Below are 17,470 nucleotides of genomic sequence, written 5' to 3' on the forward strand. Positions count from 1 at the left end.
CCGTATCGAGAACCCTACGCTCGCCGCCGACCGCGCGTAACCCACCGGCCACCCACCGGGTGGGTGGCCGGTTCGGTCGAGCGGACTCTCGCCGCGAAGTCAGGGCTCCTGGCGGCGGCGGTCGTCGATGCCCTCGGCTTCCACCCGCTCCTTGCGGACCGTCTCGGAGACCGTTGTCTCGTCGTCGACCTCGTCGACGGCAAGCCGCACCCGCTCCACCGGGACGGTTTCCTTGTCGACGTGCACCTGATCGGCGTGCAGGGTGACCTCGCGGTCCTCCTCGCCGATGGTCGCGCGCCCGCTGCGGTCGGTGATCGGCTCGCGTTCGACATGCACTTCCTCGTGCGTCACCGGCACCTTGAAGGTCTGTTCCTCGGTGACCACGGACTTGTGCAACCGTGCGGTGCCGATTTCCTCGCTCTCGGTGTCGACGCGCAACTGCTCTTCCGAGCGCACCATCGAGTCGTCACCGTAGCGAGCGGTGTCGGACTGACCGGTCACGGTCCGCGACTGGTTGCCGTGGGTCATCGGCGCGTCGTCTTCGGGCCGAATCCGCGGGCGCCCTTCGGCATTCCAGCCCGCTGCTCGCGGATCGACGTGGTAGTGCTGGAACAGTTCCTGCTCCGATTGCGCGCTGATCCGTGACCCGTCGTGGAACGGCGCCGTCTTCACCAGCTCCTTGTCCACGTGCAGTCTGAGCGAGCCGTCGTCGGGCAGGTGTTCGGCACCGGCCAGCGGAACCAGCGAGTCGTGGCTGAAGAATCCGGTCGATACGGCGGCCCAGGTGGGCGCTCCGGACTGGTTGTCGAGGTAGATCTGCTTGACCTTGCCGATCTTGTCGCCGCGTTCGTCGTAGGCGGTGGCGCCGATCAGCGATTCCAGGGTCGATTTGCTCATGATGATCCCTCCTACCTGGTGCGGAGGCCGGTCGCGGGCATGTTGGGCTCGTTCGCCGGCTCCGCTGGGGGTTGTTGGGTGATCAATCGGTCGTAGCGTCCGGCACGGCCGGACTCGGCTACGACACAGCAAATACCCGGTCGGTCATGAGCCAAACAGCCCGCCGTAGATCAGTCTCGGCGGACGAAATTCGGTCGAATGTCCAGGTCGGGCGCGTCGTAGTAGCGGTGGAAGGTGGGCGTCAGCCCGGACGAGATGGGTGGATTGACCCAACTCCAGTCGGTCGGGCACGCGCGCCCGGCGGCTTCCTCGCGCTGTACGTGATCGCAGAACTGCTTGGCCACGGTGTGGTGGTCGACCATGTGTACGCCCGATGCGCGAAAGCTGTGTAGCACAGCATGATTGAGCTCGATCAGCGCCTTGTCCCGCCACAGCGTCCGCACCGACGAGGTGTCGAGACCCATCATGTCGGCGATCAGCGGCAGCATGTTGTAGCGATCGGTGTCGCTGAGGTTGCGCGCGCCGATCTCGGTGCCGACGTACCAGCCGTTGAAGGGGGCGAAGGGGTAGCGAACACCGCCCACCGCCAGGTCCATGTTCGAAACAGCGGGCAGCGCATGCCATTTCAGGCCGAGCCCGGCGAACCACGGGTAGTCGGGGTGGATCAGATCCACCTCGCGGACCAGCTCGCGCGGAACGTCGAAATACCGCACGCCCTCGGTGGGCGTGCTGATCAGCACCGGCAGCACGTCGAACGGCGTGCGCGCCCCGCGCCACCCCAGTTCCAGCGCCTGTTCGGTGGCCGCGATATTGGCCGGATCACCGGTGACGGTGCCGTCGCCGTTGCGGTAGCCGGCGTAGCGGATCAGCTGCGAACTCTCGATCCGGTACTCACCGCCGCCGGGTGCGGCCGCCGGTCCGACCGTGATCATCGACTGAATCGCGCCGCCGTTGGTGGCCAGGCGCAGATGTTGCCAGCACACCTCGGAAAGTTCGCGCGCAGAAGTAACTCGGCGGGCGTCGAGTAGCTTCAGCGATCGCCAGTGTTTGCGGCCGACGCAGCGAGCGTGGTTGCGCCACGCCAGTTTCGCGCCGATCAAGATCTCCTCGGCGGTCTGGGTATAGGTGCCGGTATCGCGCAATTCGGCGAGCGCGCCGAGGCGACGCTGGGTGGGCAGGTGCCCGAGTTCGGGGTAGCGGAAGAACTCGTCGCAGTCACGCAAGCGGCGATCCAGCTCGACCGGCGGCGGCACAGCGAGATCGACATCGATCGCCGAAGTTACTGTGGGGGTTGATTTTTCGCAGACGGCAGGGCGAGAGCCTTGGTTCACGGTACATCTCCGGTCGGGCAGCAGGGTGCGGGGCCGTGCGGGTGCACCCTCCGACGCGGGAAGATTGCCCGCCGAGAACACATTCACTCGACCGGTGGCGCGCCGACCGGGTAATCGGTCGACCCGAGATCAGCTTCGGGCAAGCCTACGACCGGTGTGCTGGCAGTGTGCTCGAATTCGCGGTAATCCCACGGCAACCCGTGTCAAGGGTTGCTGACCGTGCGCCGGACTAACGGAATCGGGCCGCCGTGTCGGGTGCGGTGGCGAAACCGAGGAACTGCTCGTTCTCGTGCGGATCGCCGACCGTCACCCGCACACCGTCACCGGCGAACGGCCGAACCAGCACGCCCGCAAGGGCACTCGCCTCGGCGAACTCGATACTGCGCTCGCGCAACGGCAACCACACGAAATTGGCCTCGCTCGGCGGCACCTCGTAGCCCGCGGCCAGCAGCGCCTCGCGCAGCTGATGCCGTTGCGCCACCAGCACATCGGTGCGGTCGAGCAGTTCGCCGCGCGCCTGCAGCGAGGCGATCGCGGCTGCCTGCGCGATCCGGTTCACGCTGAACGGAATGTGGACCTTCAGCAGCGCGGAGATCACCTCGGGATCACCCACCGCGTAGCCCACACGCAGCCCGGCCAGGCCGTAGGCCTTCGAGAACGTGCGCAGCACAACCACATTCGGCCTCGTGCGGCCGATCGCCACGCCGTCGGGGCGGGTCTCGGGCGTCAGCCGCAGGTACTCGTAGTAGGCCTCGTCGAGCACGACGAGAACGTGCGCGGGCACCCGGTCCAGGAACCGCTCCAGCTCGGCGCGCCCGTGCGCGGTGCCGCTGGGGTTGTTCGGGTTGCAGACGAAGATCAGTTTGGTGCGCTCGGTGACCGCGTCGGCCATCGCGTCCAGATCGTGCAGGTGATCCTCGGTCAGCGGCACCCGCACCGCGGTCGCGTTGCCCACCTGCGTGACGATCGGGTACGCCTCGAACGAGCGCCACGCGAACACCACCTCGTCGGTGGGGGCGTCGCAGGTGATCTGCACGAGTTCCTGGCACAGCGCCACGCTGCCGCAGCCGACCGCGACATTCGCGACGGTGACCCCGAGGAACTCGGCGAGCGCCGCCCGCAGCTCGCTGACCTGATTGTCCGGATAGCGGTTGGCCAGCTCGGCGGACTCCGCGATCGCCTTGGCCGCGCTCGGCAACGGGCCGAAGGTCGTCTCGTTGGACGCGAGCTTCACCGCATCCGGGTGGTTACGGCCGGGAACGTAGGCCGGGATGGTGGCGAGGTCGGGGCGGATGTGCGCGGTCACGCCTCCACCCTACGATGATCGGCCGCGCCGACATGCGGCGCGGCCGTCCAGACCTACCCAAGTCCAGTTCTGCCGCCTACGCTGGGTTTATGCCGGGCACCTACGACGACGTCGCCCCTCTGCGGCCGGTTGATGCCGACACGGCCGCCGTCGCGCGACGCGATGCCGTGCCGATCACGGTGGTGGAGCCCGAACGGGTGGCCCGCGGCGGCATCGTTGTCCTGCACGAATCCCGTGAATTCTCCCCCCAGCTACTCGAGCTGATGCGGGCGCTGTCGTTCGAGGGCTGGATCGTCGTCGCGCCGCATCTGTTCGACCGCATCGCCGACGCGCAGCACGAGGTGTTCGGTGACGAGCTCTTCGACGACTTCGACGCCGGTTTCGACTGGCTCACCGGCCGCGGTGTCTTCCCCGACACGATCGGCGTCCTCGGTTTCGACAGCGCGGGCACGGCGGCCTTCCTCGTCGCCGCCACCCGTCCGATCGGCGCCGCGGTGAGCGTGGCCGCCCCCGGCATCACCGAACCGCTCCCCGACCAGAACGCGGCCCTGATCGACATCGCCGCCGACCTCCAGGCCCCCTGGCTCGGGCTCTTCGGCGCCGACGACCCGGCCACCCCGCCCGAGGCGGTCGAACGCCTGCGCGAGGCCACGGCCAAAGCGGATGTGGCCAGTCTCACAGTCTCTTATCCGGGGCTGACTCACCGGGTCGACCGACCCGATCCCGAAGACGACGCGGCCATCGCGATTCGCATCGACTCCCAGACTCGCATCTACGACTGGTTCGACAGCAACTTACGCTGATTGACCAGGCGTTTTGGACTACTACCACTGCTCGTGTAATCTTCATTCCCGGCGGTTCGACAAGGACCGGTGCCCTCGAAAGAGAAGGCTCCAGGAGGCGTGCCAGAGCGGCCGAATGGGACTCACTGCTAATGAGTTGTCCCTTCACGGGGACCGGAGGTTCAAATCCTCTCGCCTCCGCCACACCCAGCTCGCTGGGTAACAACTGAAGATGCACCACCATGCGCCCGTAGCTCAACGGATAGAGCACTTGACTACGGATCAAGAGGTTAGGGGTTCGAATCCCTTCGGGCGCACAAAAAAACCGCCTCTCACCAGGGTTTACCGGTGAGGGGCGGTTTTTCGTTTCTGGGAAATCTCGCTAGATCCGCTACTTTCCCCCTACAAACGATCCACTACTTTCCCTGCGTGAACTTGTCGAGAGCCTTCCTCGCGTCCGGTCCGACAGTCCGCCGTTCGAGGTAGTGGCGCTCGGTTGTATCCAGCTTCGCATGCGACAACTGGGCCTGTGCTTGAGCCGGGCCGAGGTCGTCACGGACCACCGTCGCGACGGTCGGACGGAAGCTGCGCGGGGTGACCCACTTCAGATCCTCCGGCAGCGCGGCCCGCAGCGACCGACGCATGTTCGCCAAGCTCATCCACTCGCCGTTGCGGTTGGCGAACACCGGACTGTCGGGGTCGGGGTCCTTCGGGCGCAGGGTGTTCAGGGCTTCCACCGCGAGCTTGGGCAGGATCACCGTATGGTCGGGCGCATCGCCTTTCCGTGTGTCCTGGCGGTGGAGCGCCTGCCCCTTGACCTTGCCGTGGTCGATCATGGTCCCGGTAGTCGTGACCGTCGGCGGGTCGGCCGTCAAGTTGACCTCGCACCACCGCAGCGACAGCACCTCATTCGGTCGCCATCCAGTCGAGACCAGCACATCAACGAACTCGGGCAAATTCCGACCGGGCCGAGGTCCGAAACCCTTCTCACGGTCACGGTAGGCATGGACCGCTTTTCGCACCTTCGCGAACTCGTCAGGCGTGAGGGCCCGGGCACCGGACTGCTTGCCCCCAGTGCGACTGGTCTCCCGAATCGGGTTCACCGGCAGTACGTCATATCGGACGGCCAGAGCGAACATGCCGATCAGCACCACACGGAATGTCTTGGCGTTCGACTCCGATCGAGCAGCGAGCTTGCTGAGGTGCCTTTCGGCGCGGCTGGTAGGCAGCTCCCGAATGCGCAGAGCGCCAAGTTGCTTGCGCCCGTGCCGGTCCCATGACTGTTGGTACAGCTCCCGCGATTGCCGCTTGAGTTTGGTCTTGGTCGCAAGCCAGATCGGGAACAACTCGGCCAGCGTAGTGCGATCTGTCACCACGGCCTCCGCGATCGTAGACGTACGTGTCTTCAAGTGCCGCAACAAATTTCGTCGTGCAGCCTCATCGCTGGCACCGCTGCGTTCCACCTGCCGACGCTCGCCGTCCTCATCGCGCACGTACGTGTGAGCGGTGAACTGGCCGGCACTGGTCTGCTTGACGGTGATCTTGCCCCACTCGCCGGGAGCCATCCGCTGGCGTGGCATCAGGCAGCTCGGTCGATGAGCCAGCCCCCCCTGTGTGCGCAACCCATCCCAGAACAAGGCCGATCGTGGTCTAGACATGCGTGTGGTCCGTGCGAGCGTGATCGACCGCCTATACCGTCACGGGTGCCGGACCTGGTCGGCCATTCTTACGGTTCTCTAGGTAGTCCCGTCGACCAGTGTCGAACGGGCAGTCCTTGTAGAGCAGCAAGGACGGTTGATTGTTCAGATGGTCCCTGACAACAATCCCTCCAGCGTGTCGCCCGTTTGCCCACACGTGCCGGTGCTCCAGCAGCCGCAAGCGGGAACCGAAGCGCTCGCGGATCTCGCCATAGCTCTCGTTGATGTGGATGTTGCTGATCAGCCCCTGGGAGTATGCGAAGCAGGCCATGGGAAACAGCAGTCCCGAAACGATGAGGTCAGCGACTTGCAAGGCGACATGTGCATCTGAGTGTCCGAAAACGGGACTCTCCACCAGGCACGGGTAGGGGTTCCCTCCCGCCCGAAACCGTTCCGTAGTGATCCGGTGGACTGACGGGACATTTTTGGACTTTGTTCTTGCGTCGAGAATCATCGCTCCCGATGTGTTGGCTGCTCGCGACTGCGCCTCGAGCTGTTCTGCGATCCCAGCTACGGTGACGGCATATGCCCATCGGGCAAGTGGCTCCTCGCCCTTGACATGGATTTCGCCAACTACCTTTGAGTTGCTCTCTTCAAGGAGATCGAGGGTGTCGCTCAGCAGTGAGTAGACCGCTCTCCTGGCGTTGCGCCCGCCGTCGCGGACACCTTTGCGCAGGTCGGACCCCTTGATCTCGTGTGTGATCAAATCGCTCAACTTGACCGTGGGCTTGGCGAGGGCCGGTCGGTACTTCTTCTTGAGCTGTAGGAACTTGTACACCAAACCGTGAACCCGCTGGTGATCGACCACGAGACCAGCGATGACCAAAGCCGGTGTGTCGGTCTCAGTCCGGAGAGCCTGCTCATCGCCTGATTCATCGAGATAGCACAGAAGCACAGGTCAATGTTCGGCGATGGTGACCCAAGACACAACTAAGGCCACCCTCGGAAGAGTGGCCTTAGGATCTGCCGCACAGTGTGCGACGTTTGCTTTTGCGTCTTCGATGATGCCAAGTTTGGCACTCTATTGCAACCTCAAGTAGCCCGACGTGTCGCGGATCGCGACTCAGCCAACCCCGAAGTTGTCACGCACCAATCGTCCAAGCAGCTAGGCGTCGTGCCGCTGGGCGGCTTCGTGCGACAGCCACGACAAGACGAGCCTGGAGATGAATTGCCGAGCCTCATCCTGGGACCACCTCACTTTCAGCTCCGGACGGAAGGGGCGAGCATGCCGTCCGTCTCGGTGCTCACCGTTCGCGCCGGGGTGATTCGCCGATGAGGTGAATCGAGTCTCGTCTGCTCTGCTGATTCCCCAGTCTTTCCGGCGAACCTCGTCCGGTACCTGGTCTGTCACGATCTCGAACACCTTGTACATCTCGCCCCAGCTGAGCTGCCCGGGCTTGCCCAGTATGTCGAGCGCTTCAGCTGCTTCTGGAACGTCCGCAGCAACCTGCACATATACCGGTCCAGCTGGGGGCGGAGTCGGTACTTCACGCCCACTCGCGTCGTGCACAACAACGGCGGCCGTCATTGTGAACCTGATCTCGAGCGCGGCATCGACAGTGACAACCGCGTCGTCTCCGTTGTTGTAGCGGCCAGCGAGACGTACTGGGCGATAGCTTGCGTCCATTGCTCGAGCCACGCCATTAACTCTCGCCAGAACTCGGGCCGCGACCTCCTTGATCGCGTGGAGGTCGGGGCAAGTATTGATCTCCGGGGCTGTGAGGTAATAGCCGTCACCATCCTGTACCACTCGTACGTCGCCCGTGGACAAGCGAGTTACTAGGGCACTCAAGCTAGGCACGTCACCAGCGAGCCAAGCCTTTACAATCACGTGAGATCAGCCTCTCCGTCTGCCTACAGCTCGATTGTAGAAGTTGTCTCGGCGGGATCACCGGCCCAGAGCAGCTTTACCGCGTGGCCCCGTTCTTGGTTGGCCTGCAGTGCGGGTGAACGGCGGCCGCACCAGGCAGGCGGTGAGCGAGCCCCGCATGTGCAACCAACCCTAGAACAGTGCCAGCGAACCAAGCAGGTTCGTTACTGATCGCTCGCTAGCTTCGACTACCCCTTGAACGGAGTGAGTTCCACGAACTTGAACTCTCTGTCAAACGGCACATGCCACTCGTTGTCGTAGGCAGGTCGGGTTTCGATCTGCGAGTGCCTCAGCCACAGCTGCACGCCAGGTTTCGGACCATCTTCGATCGCGCGGAAGTTCAGCACTTTGATGAAGTAAGTCAGCCCTGATTCGTCTCCGTTGCCGAACACCTTTCCCACGTGGCGGGGAGTCAGGTCGCGGGCTCGAACCGTGGTGGTCTCGGTCATCCCATCGACGTAGGGACCACTCTGAACCAGTTTGATCCAATCGGAGACGACAGCGCCTGTTTCCTCGACGACGGCCTGGTCTTCGGGAATTTCGCCCAGTTCGAGCTGGGCAGCCGCGGTGCCGGGAACTGCTCGGACCAGAGGAGCTTCGATCAGAGCGGCGGGCCCGTCGAACGCCACCTTTGCCTGGCTAATTTGCGCAGCATCGACAGGCGTAGCGACCCACTTCACCGTGAGCAGCCATGCTCCGCCCCGGTCGGCGCGTATTGGAACGATGTCAAGAATCTCGCCAGGCTGGTGGTAGCCGTTCTTGGCCCGGATCATGTACTGGCCGACATTCGCTGGGCTGAGGTCGCGCCCCTGTATCCGCTGCATCGTCGCAACATCCGGCTGTGATTCGGTCGACATCGACACCTCGTTCTACTCGTGGTCAGGATGTCGGCAGGCTACGACTCAACTTGCCCCAGGACCAGGCCTCTTATCCTGCAGCACGTTCCGGGCAAGAGTCGAGCTATCGCCCACCGACATGTCCGCAATGTACACACTCGATCCGACACGGCCAGTGATCCTTACGAAGTATCCGTTGTCACACGTCCCGTACTGATCCGAGCCGTACAACGACGTCGATCCTCCGCTCTGGACCTGGCTATGTACTCATCGGTGCGGTGCCTTGTATCTGGATCGGTGGGTCACCATCGAACGCACACGGGTCGAGCCTGCACCACGGCATACACGCCACCGCTCCACACCGACTGCGATCACTACTCGTAGACAGTCTCCCGAAACCGGAGAACATGACTCACCCATTACTTTCCCACTACAAACCCCCGGCGATACGGGCGGACAACGGCAGACAGTCATGTAGCGACGAACGCAAAACGCCCCGGTAGCAGCAAGATTGGAGGTACGCCAGCGGACAACCGCAGAGCAACGGAACAACCAAGAGGTTAGGGGTTCGAATCCCTTCGGGCGCACCGAAATCGACCCCGTATCAGTAGGTACGGGGTCGATTTTTTTTGTGTGGGGCTCTGGTCATTCCGGGCTGGTCGCTGCCAGGACTCTGGCGGTTTCGCGGGCGGTCGGGGCGGGGGTGGCCAGTCCTTTCAGGCCGGCGACTTTCGCGTTGATGTTGTCGGCGACGGTGATCGGGGGGTAGCCCTGTTCGCCGGGGGCGAGGGTGCCGGGGAGGGCTTGGATCACCGCGTCGTGGTTGCCGTCGAAGAAGAAGGCGGCGGAACGGCGGCGGCGGATGTGGCCGTCGATGATCGGTGGATCGACGCGGTGGAGGGTGGACATCCAGCGGTCGTTGGTCCAGCGGGCCATCGCATCGCCCAGGTTGATAAGGAGGGCGCCCGGCGCGGGCTGCACGTTGTGCCAGTGGCCGTGTTTGTCGAGCACCTGTAGGCCGGGGACGCGGTCGGCCCACAGGATGGTGAGGATGCCGAAGTCGGTGTGCGCGCCCATGCCGGTCATATCGCCGTCGAGGCGCAGCTCGCCTTCGGGCAGGGCGTAGTTGTTCATCTTCAGCGCGTCGATGGAATGGTCGGTGAGGGTGTCGAAGTAGTCGGCGGGTAGCCGCAGGGCTGCGGTGAAGGCGCGCAGCAGGATTCGCGACAGCCGCTGTGCGTGGGCGAAGTAGGCGTCGATGGCGGGACGGAAGCCCGGAGCGGCCTCTGGCCAGTTGTTGGCGGCGTACGACGACGCGGGTAGGTCGAGGCCGGGGAAGTCGGTGTACTGGGTGCCGACGATGAAGGCCTCGTAGAAGTCGTTCATCTGATTCGCCGCGGGCAGACCCAGACTCAGGCTCAGCGATTCCGACCTCGGCGGCGAGTAGCCGCGGTTCTCCGAGGTCGAGCGGCGGTAGCGCTTCTTGATGTCGAGTGGCAGGGCGAAGAACTCGTCGAGCGCGTCGGTGAGTCCGGCGACCACCTCGTCGGGGATGGCATGGCCGACGATCTGCATGAAGCCGACCTCGCGGCAAGCGGTGTCGATTTCGGCGGCGACCGCCGCGCGATCGGCATCGTCGGTGTCGGTCAGAAAGGGGGTGATGTCGATGGTGGGGACGGTGAACGGGGACGTCATCTTTTCAGGGTCTATTGCATGTATTGCCTCCGCATTACAGAACTGGAGGAAGAACAGACATGTAGTGAACACGTAACTGCCTGGAAACCGAGGGGAAGTTGCATGTAGATGTCGCGCAGAAGGGCGCGACGACGAGGAGGACGACATGCAGAACCACCGACACCACAGGCGCGCCGCGACCTCGGGAGCAGTGCTGTTGGCGGCGCTGCTCGCCGTCGTCGGCTGCGGCACCGATACCGCGGATCACGGTGGCGCCGCCGTCGCGCTCGAACCCGCGGCGCCCGCGCAGACACTGCGCGGGGTGTGCCCGGATACGGTCACCGTCCAGCTGCAGTGGCAGCCGCAGTCCGATCAAGGCGGGTTGTTCCAGCTGCTCGGCCCCGGGTACCGCGTGGACGAGGAGACCAAATCGGTCGAAGGGCCGCTGGTGGCAGGCGGTAAGGACACCGGGGTGCGGTTGCAGCTGCGAGCGGGTGGGCCCGCGATCGGCTTCCAGTCCGTCCCCTCGCGCATGTATGTCGACGACACGGTCACTCTCGGGGTGGTACACGGCGAGCAGGTGATCGCGGCGAGTGCCGCCAAGTCGGTCGTCGCTGTCACCCCGTTGCTGAAATACAGTCCCTCCATTCTGATGTGGGATCCGGCGAGCCACCCGGATTGGCGATCGATCACCGATATCGGCCGCTCGAACGCACCTGTAGTGGTGTCGAAGGAGCAGATCTTTCCGCAGTGGCTGGTGGCCAAGGGTCTGCTGAAACAGTCGCAGATCGATACCGGATACGACGGCGCCCCAGCCCGTTTCGTCGCCGACCCCACGATCGCCCAGCAGGGTTTCGCCAGCGCGGAACCGTACGTCTACGAGCACGAGGCCCGCGCCTGGAACAAGCCGGTGGCCTACGACCTGATCAAGAATTCCGGCTTCGACACCTACGCCTCGAATCTCACCGCGCGCGCCGACAAGCTCGACGGGCTGGCGCCGTGTCTGGCCAAGTTGGTACCGATCGTGCAGCAGTCCGGCGCCGACTTCGCCGTCGCACCGGCCGACACCAATGCCAAGGTCGTCGATATCGTCTCCCGCACACCGGCCTTCACTCCGTACCCGGCCGGTGAGGCCGAGTTCGCCGCGAAGCAGCTCGTCGAGCTCGGCCTGTTGGCCAACGAGGCCGACGGCTCCTTCGGCACCTACGAGCAGGCTCGAACCCAGCGCAACCTCGAGGACCTGCGGCCGATCCTGGTGGCAGGCGGCGCGGCGATCCCACCGGCGCTGACAGCGGGCGAGATCTTCACCAACCGCTTCACCGACCCGAAAATCGGCATTCGCTGACCACATGGAACCTCCGAGCTGTGCTGGAGCGAAGGTTCTTTCGTAGGTCGCGAGGTTTACCTGTCGGGACTACTTCCAAGCCGGGAGCGGCGGTAGGGGTCCGGTCAGGTCGCTACCTGAGGTACGGCCGACGAGCCAGCCGAGGAGGGCGGTGGCGGGGCCGAGGACGGTGTGGTGGGGACGGCCAGGGCCGACGGTGGCGATGAAATCTGTGTCGGTGGACTGGATGTCGAACGTGGGGGTGGCTTCGGGGAGGAGTTTGGCGGAGAGGTCCGCGATGGTCTCGGGGAGAAGCCGCGCGACGAAGGCGGCCGGCCAATCGGCGGCGGTGTAGCCGACGTCGAGGTCCACGTGGTGGATTTCGGTCTCGCGCAGGCGCATCCAGGGGATCTGGTCGGCGGTGAGGGTGCCGCCCTGGCGGTTGCGGACCTCGACCCGCCAGTCGGCGGCGGGCATGGTGGTGGCGACGGCCTGCCAGCGGTGCGCGGTGGCGGTGAAGTCCGCGTGCTGCACGGTCAGCGGCCGGGGTGCCCCTGCTTCGATATCGGCATCACGAATGGCGACGCTCGGGTACTGCGGCATCTCGATGCCGGTGCGGGCCCACAGCAGCAGGTTCAACAGGCTGTCGGCATTGCGTGCCATGTGCGCCAGCACGTGACCGCGCGTCCACCCCGGTAACAGGGACGGTTCGGCCAACGCTGGATCGGTGAGGGTGCCGATGGCGGCGTCGAAGCGTGCGGTGGAGGCGGCGACCTGATCGAGCAGGTCGGTGGGAGTAGCCGTTTCGCTGGTCACGGATTCGAGGGTAGTGCGCCGCCGTCGATGATCGCGTCGACTTCGATCTCCACCAGCAGGTCAGGGGCGATCAGCGCGGTGACCTCGTACATCGAGGCGGCGGGGCGGATCGTGCCGAACACCGCGGCGTGGGCGGCCGCGACCTCGGGCCAGCGGGCGATATCGGTGACGAACATGCGCGTGCGCACCACGTCGCGCACACTCGCCCCGGCCTGCTCCAGCGCGGCGGCGATGCGAGCCAGGACTTCACGGGTCTGGGCGCCGATATCGTCGCCGCCGACAGCGCCACCGCCGGCCACAGCGGCGGTGGTGCCGCTGACGACGACCTGGTTGCCGACCCGCACCGCCCGCGAATACCCGACGACATCTTCGAAATCGGAGGCTGAGGAGATGTTCACCCGAGTTGTGGTCATGGTTGCCAGAATCCTCCACCGGGCGGTGGAGGACAATTCATTTCCCGGTCTTCTCGTCGTCGGATCGCGACGGTATGCATGCCGGATGAACGTGCGTCCAGGTCTTCGTCTTCTCCCGCTCACCGCCGCGTTGTGCGCCGCCGCCGTGGCGGCGGGCTGCTCCTCGCCGGACTCCGCGGCCGGCTTCACCGTGGGCAAGGACCAGCCGCTGGTGATCTCGCTCGACGACCTGGTCGCCAGGGCGGGCACCAACGCGGTGCTCGGGGTCGACCTCGAGCCCGAGCACGGCAATGTCACCCGCCGCGCCGACGGCGCCTACGTATACACCCCGAGCGCCGGCTACACCGGACTCGACCAGTTCACCGTCACCACCACCGACGCGGTTCGTCTCTACACGACCGACATTCCGGTGCTCGGCGAGTTCGGTGGCACCACGGTGCAGGGCAGTGGTTTCGGCTCGGCCTGGACCGCGGTGCCCGGTAGCGCCGACGAGTTCTACGGACTCACCGACCGCGGCCCGAACGTCGATGGTCCGGCGAAGAATGAGAAGCTCTCGCCCACACCGAATTTCGTGCCCAAGATCGGCCGGTTCAAGCTGGTCGGCAACAGCGCCGTACTGCAGTCGAGCATCGAACTGCGGAGCAAGTCGGGCGTGCCGTTCAACGGGCAGGTCGACACCTCGGCCAGTACCGGCGAGACCATCAGGGACCTCCAGGGCAAGGTCCTCCCGCCCACCGACCACGGCATCGATCCCGAGGGCCTGGTCGCACTGGCCGACGGCACCTTCTGGATCTCCGACGAATACGGTCCGTTCCTGGTGCATTTCGATGCCACGGGCACAGAGATCGAGCGGCTCGCGCCCGGCAACGGCCTGCCGAAGGAGTTCGCGCTGCGCACGCCCAACCAGGGCATGGAGGGGCTGACCATCACCCCCGACGGCAGCACCCTGGTCGGCATGGTGCAGAGCGCGCTCAACACCCCCGGCCTGAACGGCTCGGCCAAGGAGGTGCCGTTCGCGCGGATCGTGACGGTCGATCTGAAGACCAAGGCGCAGAAGGAATTCCTGTACCCGCTGGAAAACCCGAAGCAGTCGAAGGTCGCCGTCTCGGAGATCACCGCGCTGAGCGCCACCACGTTCCTGGTCGACGAGCGTGACGGCAATCTCGCGCCCAAGTCGGACAAGAAGATCTGGACCGTCGACCTCGCGGGCGCGACCGATGTGGGCCCGCAGTCCGCCGTGCCGGGCGCGATCTATGACGCGGAGAAGGGCGGCCTGCTGATCGACGGCAAGCCCCTGGAGACTCTGATCGGGGTCACCCCGACCGCCGAAGCCGTCGCCGCGCTGACCAAGGCGGGCGTCACCCCGGTCGCGAAGAAGAGCAACCTGGACCTGTCCGCGCTGGTCGCCACGCTCGACGAGAAGGGCAGGTTCTTCGGTCACGACAAGATCGAAGGCATCGCCACCCTCGACGGCGGCAAGACCATCTACATCGCCAACGACAGCGACTTCGGCCTGGCCGCCAGTCAGGGCGAACAGCCCCCGTTCGGCCTCAAGCCCAAGACGCTGCCCAACGGCGTGCAGGACACCGGCGAGGTGCTCGCGGTGGACACCACCAAGCTGCCCGCGAAGATCGACGGCTACACGGTGAAGATCACCGTCAAGTAGTCCACTCGCGACCTTCCACGAGTACCGCGGTGGCCAGGGCGAGCAACCACAGTGACATGGTGGCGACCTGGATTCGCTGGGCGATGCCGAGTGCGTAGGAGCCGGACAGGTTGTCGGCGACCATCATCCAGATGGTCGCCGCCGACCCGAGCACCAGCACGGCGACGCCGAATTCCCGCAGGATCCGCCAGCGGTGGTACCGGTAGGCGGCGACGCTGAAGGCGAGCGCCGCCACCGCGATCGAGGTGACGGCCAGTGTGCTCGTGAGCGCGTGCGGTTGGCGTAGCTGCGGGAACAGTCCGCTGTCGCCGCCGCACGCGCTGTCGCCCGGAGCGCAGTCGTGGAGCGGGAGCAGGGCGTCGGCGATGGTGGACGCGCCGAAGCACAACAGGGCCGTCCAGCCGATCGTGGTCAATCGGCGGCGCCGGAAAACGAGCAGTCCACCCAGCGCCGCCGGGATCAGCAACAGGCCGGCGACCTTGTCGGCGGTGCCGAAGACCTCCCGGTAGGGCTTGCCCTCGGCATCGAGTTCGCTGAGAAAGTCGTTGACCGGGTCGGTGTCGATCGGCAGCGCGAATTCCAGCAGCCAGGACGAGTAGCACAGGCCCGCGATCGCGATCGCGAGCGCGATCAGCAACGCGTAGCCACGGGTGTGCCGTGCGGATTCGGTCACACCGACCATTGTGCGGGTCCGGCCTCCACCGCCTGGATCAGGCGCGTCGAGAGCGGGGGACGTGGTTTCATCGAGGCAGCACGGGCACGCACAGGTTGCTGTCAGGTTCGCCGTGCAGGGTGGTTGGTAATCAACGGAGAGGTCCTCGATGAGCTACGTGATCGCGCTGGCAGGTTTCGCCACGATCCTCGCGCTGGCCGTGTCCGGCTTCGTCGCGGCGGACGCGTCGCGCGCACGGGTGCGGGTTCGCGCCGAACGTAGTCCGCATCGCCGCTGAACAACTCGATAGTCGCAGGTCAGCTGGGTTTGGAGCGTTTCACCAGTGCGGTGATCCGCTCGGCCGCCGCCTGCGGATCTTCGTGCTCCCACACTCGGACGACCGCCCAGCCCGCCGCTGTCAACGCGGTGTCGGTGGCCCGATCGCGCGCGACATTGCCCGCCAGCTTGTCGGCCCACCACTGCGCGTTGTTCTTCGGATCGGTCGCGTGATCAGGGCAGCGATGCCAGAAACAACCGTCGACGTAGACGGCGATGCGCAGTCGGGGAAACACCACGTCCGCACGACGACGCTGCCCTTTGATGGGCGGGCGGTCGACGAAATAGCGCAGGCCCGCGCGGTGCAATTCGCGGCGTAGTGCCAGCTCGGGAGCGGTATCAGCGCGTCGCTGCTTGGACATGCGCGCGCTTGTCGCGGCATCGGTCACGAGCCTTCGCGCGGCGGAGGGAGTCGGCGAAGCGGCGGACTGGCCGGGCGATTCCCGGTTGTCTGCCCGCCGCGCGCTCATGCTGCCCAGCCGCCCATGCGGTCGAGGTGATCCCGGACATCGTCGAGGAAGCCGGGCGGGAAGCGCAGGCTGCCCATCTCGGTGCGACGCAGGAATCCGGCCGTCGCGCGAGGCGAGAGCAGGCGGGGCTCGGCGAGGAAGTTCTTCAGGTCCTCGTAGGGCTCGTGGACCGGCCAGGTCGAGAGGGGAACGCGGTGCACGACGCCCGCGTGCCCCCATGCGGCGCTGGGCCACGGCTGGCCGGGGGCGATCGGCTCTCCCACGGTCAGCGGGTCCGAAGGCGCGGCGAGGCGTTCGCCGACCCAGTTCGCCATCCGCACGCTCACCGCGTTGCCCACCAGTTTCCAGCGATGACCGTGGCGCACGCCGGGAACATCGAGGGCGGGGGCGGTCCAGTCGGCGTCGAACCCCTGTAATCGTTCACCGTCGACGATCCCCGGCGTCACGATCTCGCCCGCGGGCAGCCGGACCGCGGGCGGACTGGCGATGCCGAGACCGGAACCGCCCTTGAGGGTCGGCACCGCGTTCACCGCCCAGCCGAGACCGCGCACACCCTCGGTCCAATAGAAGCCACACGGATCGCAGTCCGGATCGCCGTAGTCGCGGGGACCGGCGTCGTCACCGAACAGCACCTGGCGGGGGTCCTCGGTCCGCGAAGCCAGCATCAGCACGCGCTGGCGCCGTTGCGGCAAGCCGAACGCGCGTCCGTCGACGACCCGATAGGCCCAGGCGTACCCGAGCTCCTCGAGGGCGGCGGTGATGTGGCGCATCGCCGCGCCCCGGCCGAGTTGCAGCATGAACGGGACATTCTCGATCAACAGCCACCGTGGCCCGCGCTGCCTTCGAACCAGGCGGAACACCTCGTCGACCAGGCCGGAACGACGGCCGGTGATGCCTGCGGTGCGCCCGGCCTGCGAGAGGTCCTGGCACGGGAAACCGGCCGCGACCAGCTCGGTGCCCGCGGGAAGGGACCGCAGACGGGTGATATCGCCGTGCAGGTCGGTATCGGGGAATCGCGCCGCGAGCACACCCTGAGCGCCGGGATCGATCTCACACAGCAGCTCCGACGCCCAACCGTGCCTGCTCAGACCGAGTTCGAGCCCGCCGATCCCGGCGAACAACCCGACCATCCGCGACAACGAGACTCCTGTGTTTTCGGAGCGCTGGCGCGCTCGGGTTCGCGGCCATCGGGTGGCCCGCTCTTCAGCGACCCGTTCCCTCGCGCCTGTGGCGAATTGTATCGGTCCGCTGAACAGGTGCAGGCCGCGAACGAATCCTCCCCGACGGCGGGTGCCGTATCGCCCGGCAGGGGGTAGACGGCTGGGTTCGGGCCGAGGAAAATCGGTGGCCGGGGGTGGGGGTGCTCTGGGACTCTTGACGGGCCGAACTTGTCGGACCCC

At 65.9% G+C, this 17,470-nt stretch carries 17 protein-coding genes and 2 tRNA genes; 6 read left to right on the forward strand and 13 right to left on the reverse strand.

What is annotated here, in order from left to right; translation table 11 throughout:
- Nucleotides 1-99: 99 nt before the first annotated feature.
- From ACFWFP_RS33065 to hisC, 3 genes are all read right to left on the reverse strand, one after another.
- Entirely contained in the window at nt 100-897 is a 798-nt protein-coding gene (locus ACFWFP_RS33065; protein ID WP_379301713.1) for a PRC and DUF2382 domain-containing protein, read from the reverse strand.
- 170 nt (nt 898-1,067) lie between these two features.
- Nucleotides 1,068-2,168 carry a nitric oxide synthase oxygenase gene (locus ACFWFP_RS33070; RefSeq protein ID WP_379301794.1) on the reverse strand — a complete coding sequence of 367 codons (1,101 nt, stop codon included), beginning with the start codon at nt 2,166-2,168 and terminating at the stop codon, nt 1,068-1,070.
- A 289-nt stretch (nt 2,169-2,457) separates the two neighbouring features.
- Nucleotides 2,458-3,534 carry a histidinol-phosphate transaminase gene (gene hisC, locus ACFWFP_RS33075; RefSeq protein ID WP_379301715.1) on the reverse strand — a complete coding sequence of 359 codons (1,077 nt, stop codon included), beginning with the start codon at nt 3,532-3,534 and terminating at the stop codon, nt 2,458-2,460.
- An 89-nt stretch (nt 3,535-3,623) separates the two neighbouring features.
- Here hisC and ACFWFP_RS33080 point away from each other — a divergent pair, with 89 nt between their 5' ends.
- The 3 genes from ACFWFP_RS33080 to ACFWFP_RS33090 all read left to right on the forward strand — a co-directional run bounded on the left by ACFWFP_RS33080 (nt 3,624) and on the right by ACFWFP_RS33090 (nt 4,633).
- Nucleotides 3,624-4,337, forward strand: coding sequence for a dienelactone hydrolase family protein (locus ACFWFP_RS33080; RefSeq protein ID WP_379301717.1), 714 nt, complete (start codon nt 3,624-3,626; stop codon nt 4,335-4,337).
- Between the two features lie 93 nt (nt 4,338-4,430).
- Nucleotides 4,431-4,520, forward strand: a tRNA-Ser gene (locus ACFWFP_RS33085).
- Between the two features lie 40 nt (nt 4,521-4,560).
- Nucleotides 4,561-4,633, forward strand: a tRNA-Arg gene (locus tag ACFWFP_RS33090).
- Nucleotides 4,634-4,732: 99 nt separating this feature from the next.
- Here the strand turns inward: ACFWFP_RS33090 and ACFWFP_RS33095 are convergent.
- The 5 genes from ACFWFP_RS33095 to ACFWFP_RS33115 all read right to left on the reverse strand — a co-directional run bounded on the left by ACFWFP_RS33095 (nt 4,733) and on the right by ACFWFP_RS33115 (nt 10,414).
- Nucleotides 4,733-5,896, reverse strand: coding sequence for a tyrosine-type recombinase/integrase (locus ACFWFP_RS33095; RefSeq protein ID WP_379301719.1), 1,164 nt, complete (start codon nt 5,894-5,896; stop codon nt 4,733-4,735).
- A gap of 109 nt (nt 5,897-6,005) precedes the next feature.
- Nucleotides 6,006-6,908, reverse strand: a complete 903-nt coding sequence (locus ACFWFP_RS33100; protein WP_379301721.1) for a DUF3800 domain-containing protein — start codon at nt 6,906-6,908, stop codon at nt 6,006-6,008.
- A gap of 210 nt (nt 6,909-7,118) precedes the next feature.
- Nucleotides 7,119-7,784 carry a hypothetical protein gene (locus ACFWFP_RS33105; RefSeq protein ID WP_379301723.1) on the reverse strand — a complete coding sequence of 222 codons (666 nt, stop codon included), beginning with the start codon at nt 7,782-7,784 and terminating at the stop codon, nt 7,119-7,121.
- A gap of 287 nt (nt 7,785-8,071) precedes the next feature.
- The gene (locus tag ACFWFP_RS33110; protein WP_379301725.1) at nt 8,072-8,740 is read right to left on the reverse strand and encodes a hypothetical protein; all 669 of its coding nucleotides are present in this window, start codon (nt 8,738-8,740) and stop codon (nt 8,072-8,074) included.
- Between the two features lie 624 nt (nt 8,741-9,364).
- Nucleotides 9,365-10,414: an isopenicillin N synthase family dioxygenase gene (locus ACFWFP_RS33115; protein ID WP_379301727.1), complete on the reverse strand. Its 1,050-nt coding sequence runs from the start codon at nt 10,412-10,414 to the stop codon at nt 9,365-9,367.
- Between the two features lie 145 nt (nt 10,415-10,559).
- On the opposite strand from ACFWFP_RS33115, the gene ACFWFP_RS33120 reads away from it, so the two are divergent.
- Nucleotides 10,560-11,738, forward strand: coding sequence for a nitrate ABC transporter substrate-binding protein (locus ACFWFP_RS33120; RefSeq protein WP_379301729.1), 1,179 nt, complete (start codon nt 10,560-10,562; stop codon nt 11,736-11,738).
- A 69-nt stretch (nt 11,739-11,807) separates the two neighbouring features.
- On the opposite strand, the gene ACFWFP_RS33125 is transcribed toward ACFWFP_RS33120, so the two are convergent.
- Nucleotides 11,808-12,533: a maleylpyruvate isomerase family mycothiol-dependent enzyme gene (locus ACFWFP_RS33125; RefSeq protein WP_379301731.1), complete on the reverse strand. Its 726-nt coding sequence runs from the start codon at nt 12,531-12,533 to the stop codon at nt 11,808-11,810.
- On the reverse strand, nt 12,530-12,946 hold the full coding sequence (locus ACFWFP_RS33130; protein ID WP_379301733.1) for a RidA family protein: 417 nt from the start codon (nt 12,944-12,946) through the stop codon (nt 12,530-12,532). Before ACFWFP_RS33130 ends, ACFWFP_RS33125 begins: the two co-directional genes overlap by 4 nt.
- 85 nt (nt 12,947-13,031) lie before the next feature.
- Between ACFWFP_RS33130 and ACFWFP_RS33135 the strand changes: the two genes are divergently transcribed.
- Nucleotides 13,032-14,612: an esterase-like activity of phytase family protein gene (locus ACFWFP_RS33135; protein ID WP_379301735.1), complete on the forward strand. Its 1,581-nt coding sequence runs from the start codon at nt 13,032-13,034 to the stop codon at nt 14,610-14,612.
- Here ACFWFP_RS33135 and ACFWFP_RS33140 read toward each other — a convergent pair.
- A complete protein-coding gene (locus ACFWFP_RS33140; protein ID WP_379301737.1) occupies nt 14,605-15,285 on the reverse strand; it encodes a DUF998 domain-containing protein in 681 nt (226 codons plus the stop codon). The genes ACFWFP_RS33135 and ACFWFP_RS33140 overlap by 8 nt on opposite strands.
- Nucleotides 15,286-15,433: 148 nt before the next feature.
- Between ACFWFP_RS33140 and ACFWFP_RS33145 the strand changes: the two genes are divergently transcribed.
- Nucleotides 15,434-15,562, forward strand: a complete 129-nt coding sequence (locus ACFWFP_RS33145; RefSeq protein ID WP_379301739.1) for a hypothetical protein — start codon at nt 15,434-15,436, stop codon at nt 15,560-15,562.
- A gap of 19 nt (nt 15,563-15,581) precedes the next feature.
- Here the strand turns inward: ACFWFP_RS33145 and ACFWFP_RS33150 are convergent, their stop codons facing one another.
- Both ACFWFP_RS33150 and ACFWFP_RS33155 read right to left on the reverse strand, forming a co-directional pair.
- Nucleotides 15,582-15,989, reverse strand: a complete 408-nt coding sequence (locus ACFWFP_RS33150; protein ID WP_379301795.1) for a very short patch repair endonuclease — start codon at nt 15,987-15,989, stop codon at nt 15,582-15,584.
- 77 nt (nt 15,990-16,066) lie between these two features.
- Entirely contained in the window at nt 16,067-17,200 is a 1,134-nt protein-coding gene (locus tag ACFWFP_RS33155; RefSeq protein ID WP_379301797.1) for a DNA cytosine methyltransferase, read from the reverse strand.
- Nucleotides 17,201-17,470 lie beyond the last annotated feature (270 nt).

This window comes from Nocardia sp. NPDC060249 (genome assembly GCF_042728755.1).
Taxonomy (GTDB): domain Bacteria; phylum Actinomycetota; class Actinomycetes; order Mycobacteriales; family Mycobacteriaceae; genus Nocardia.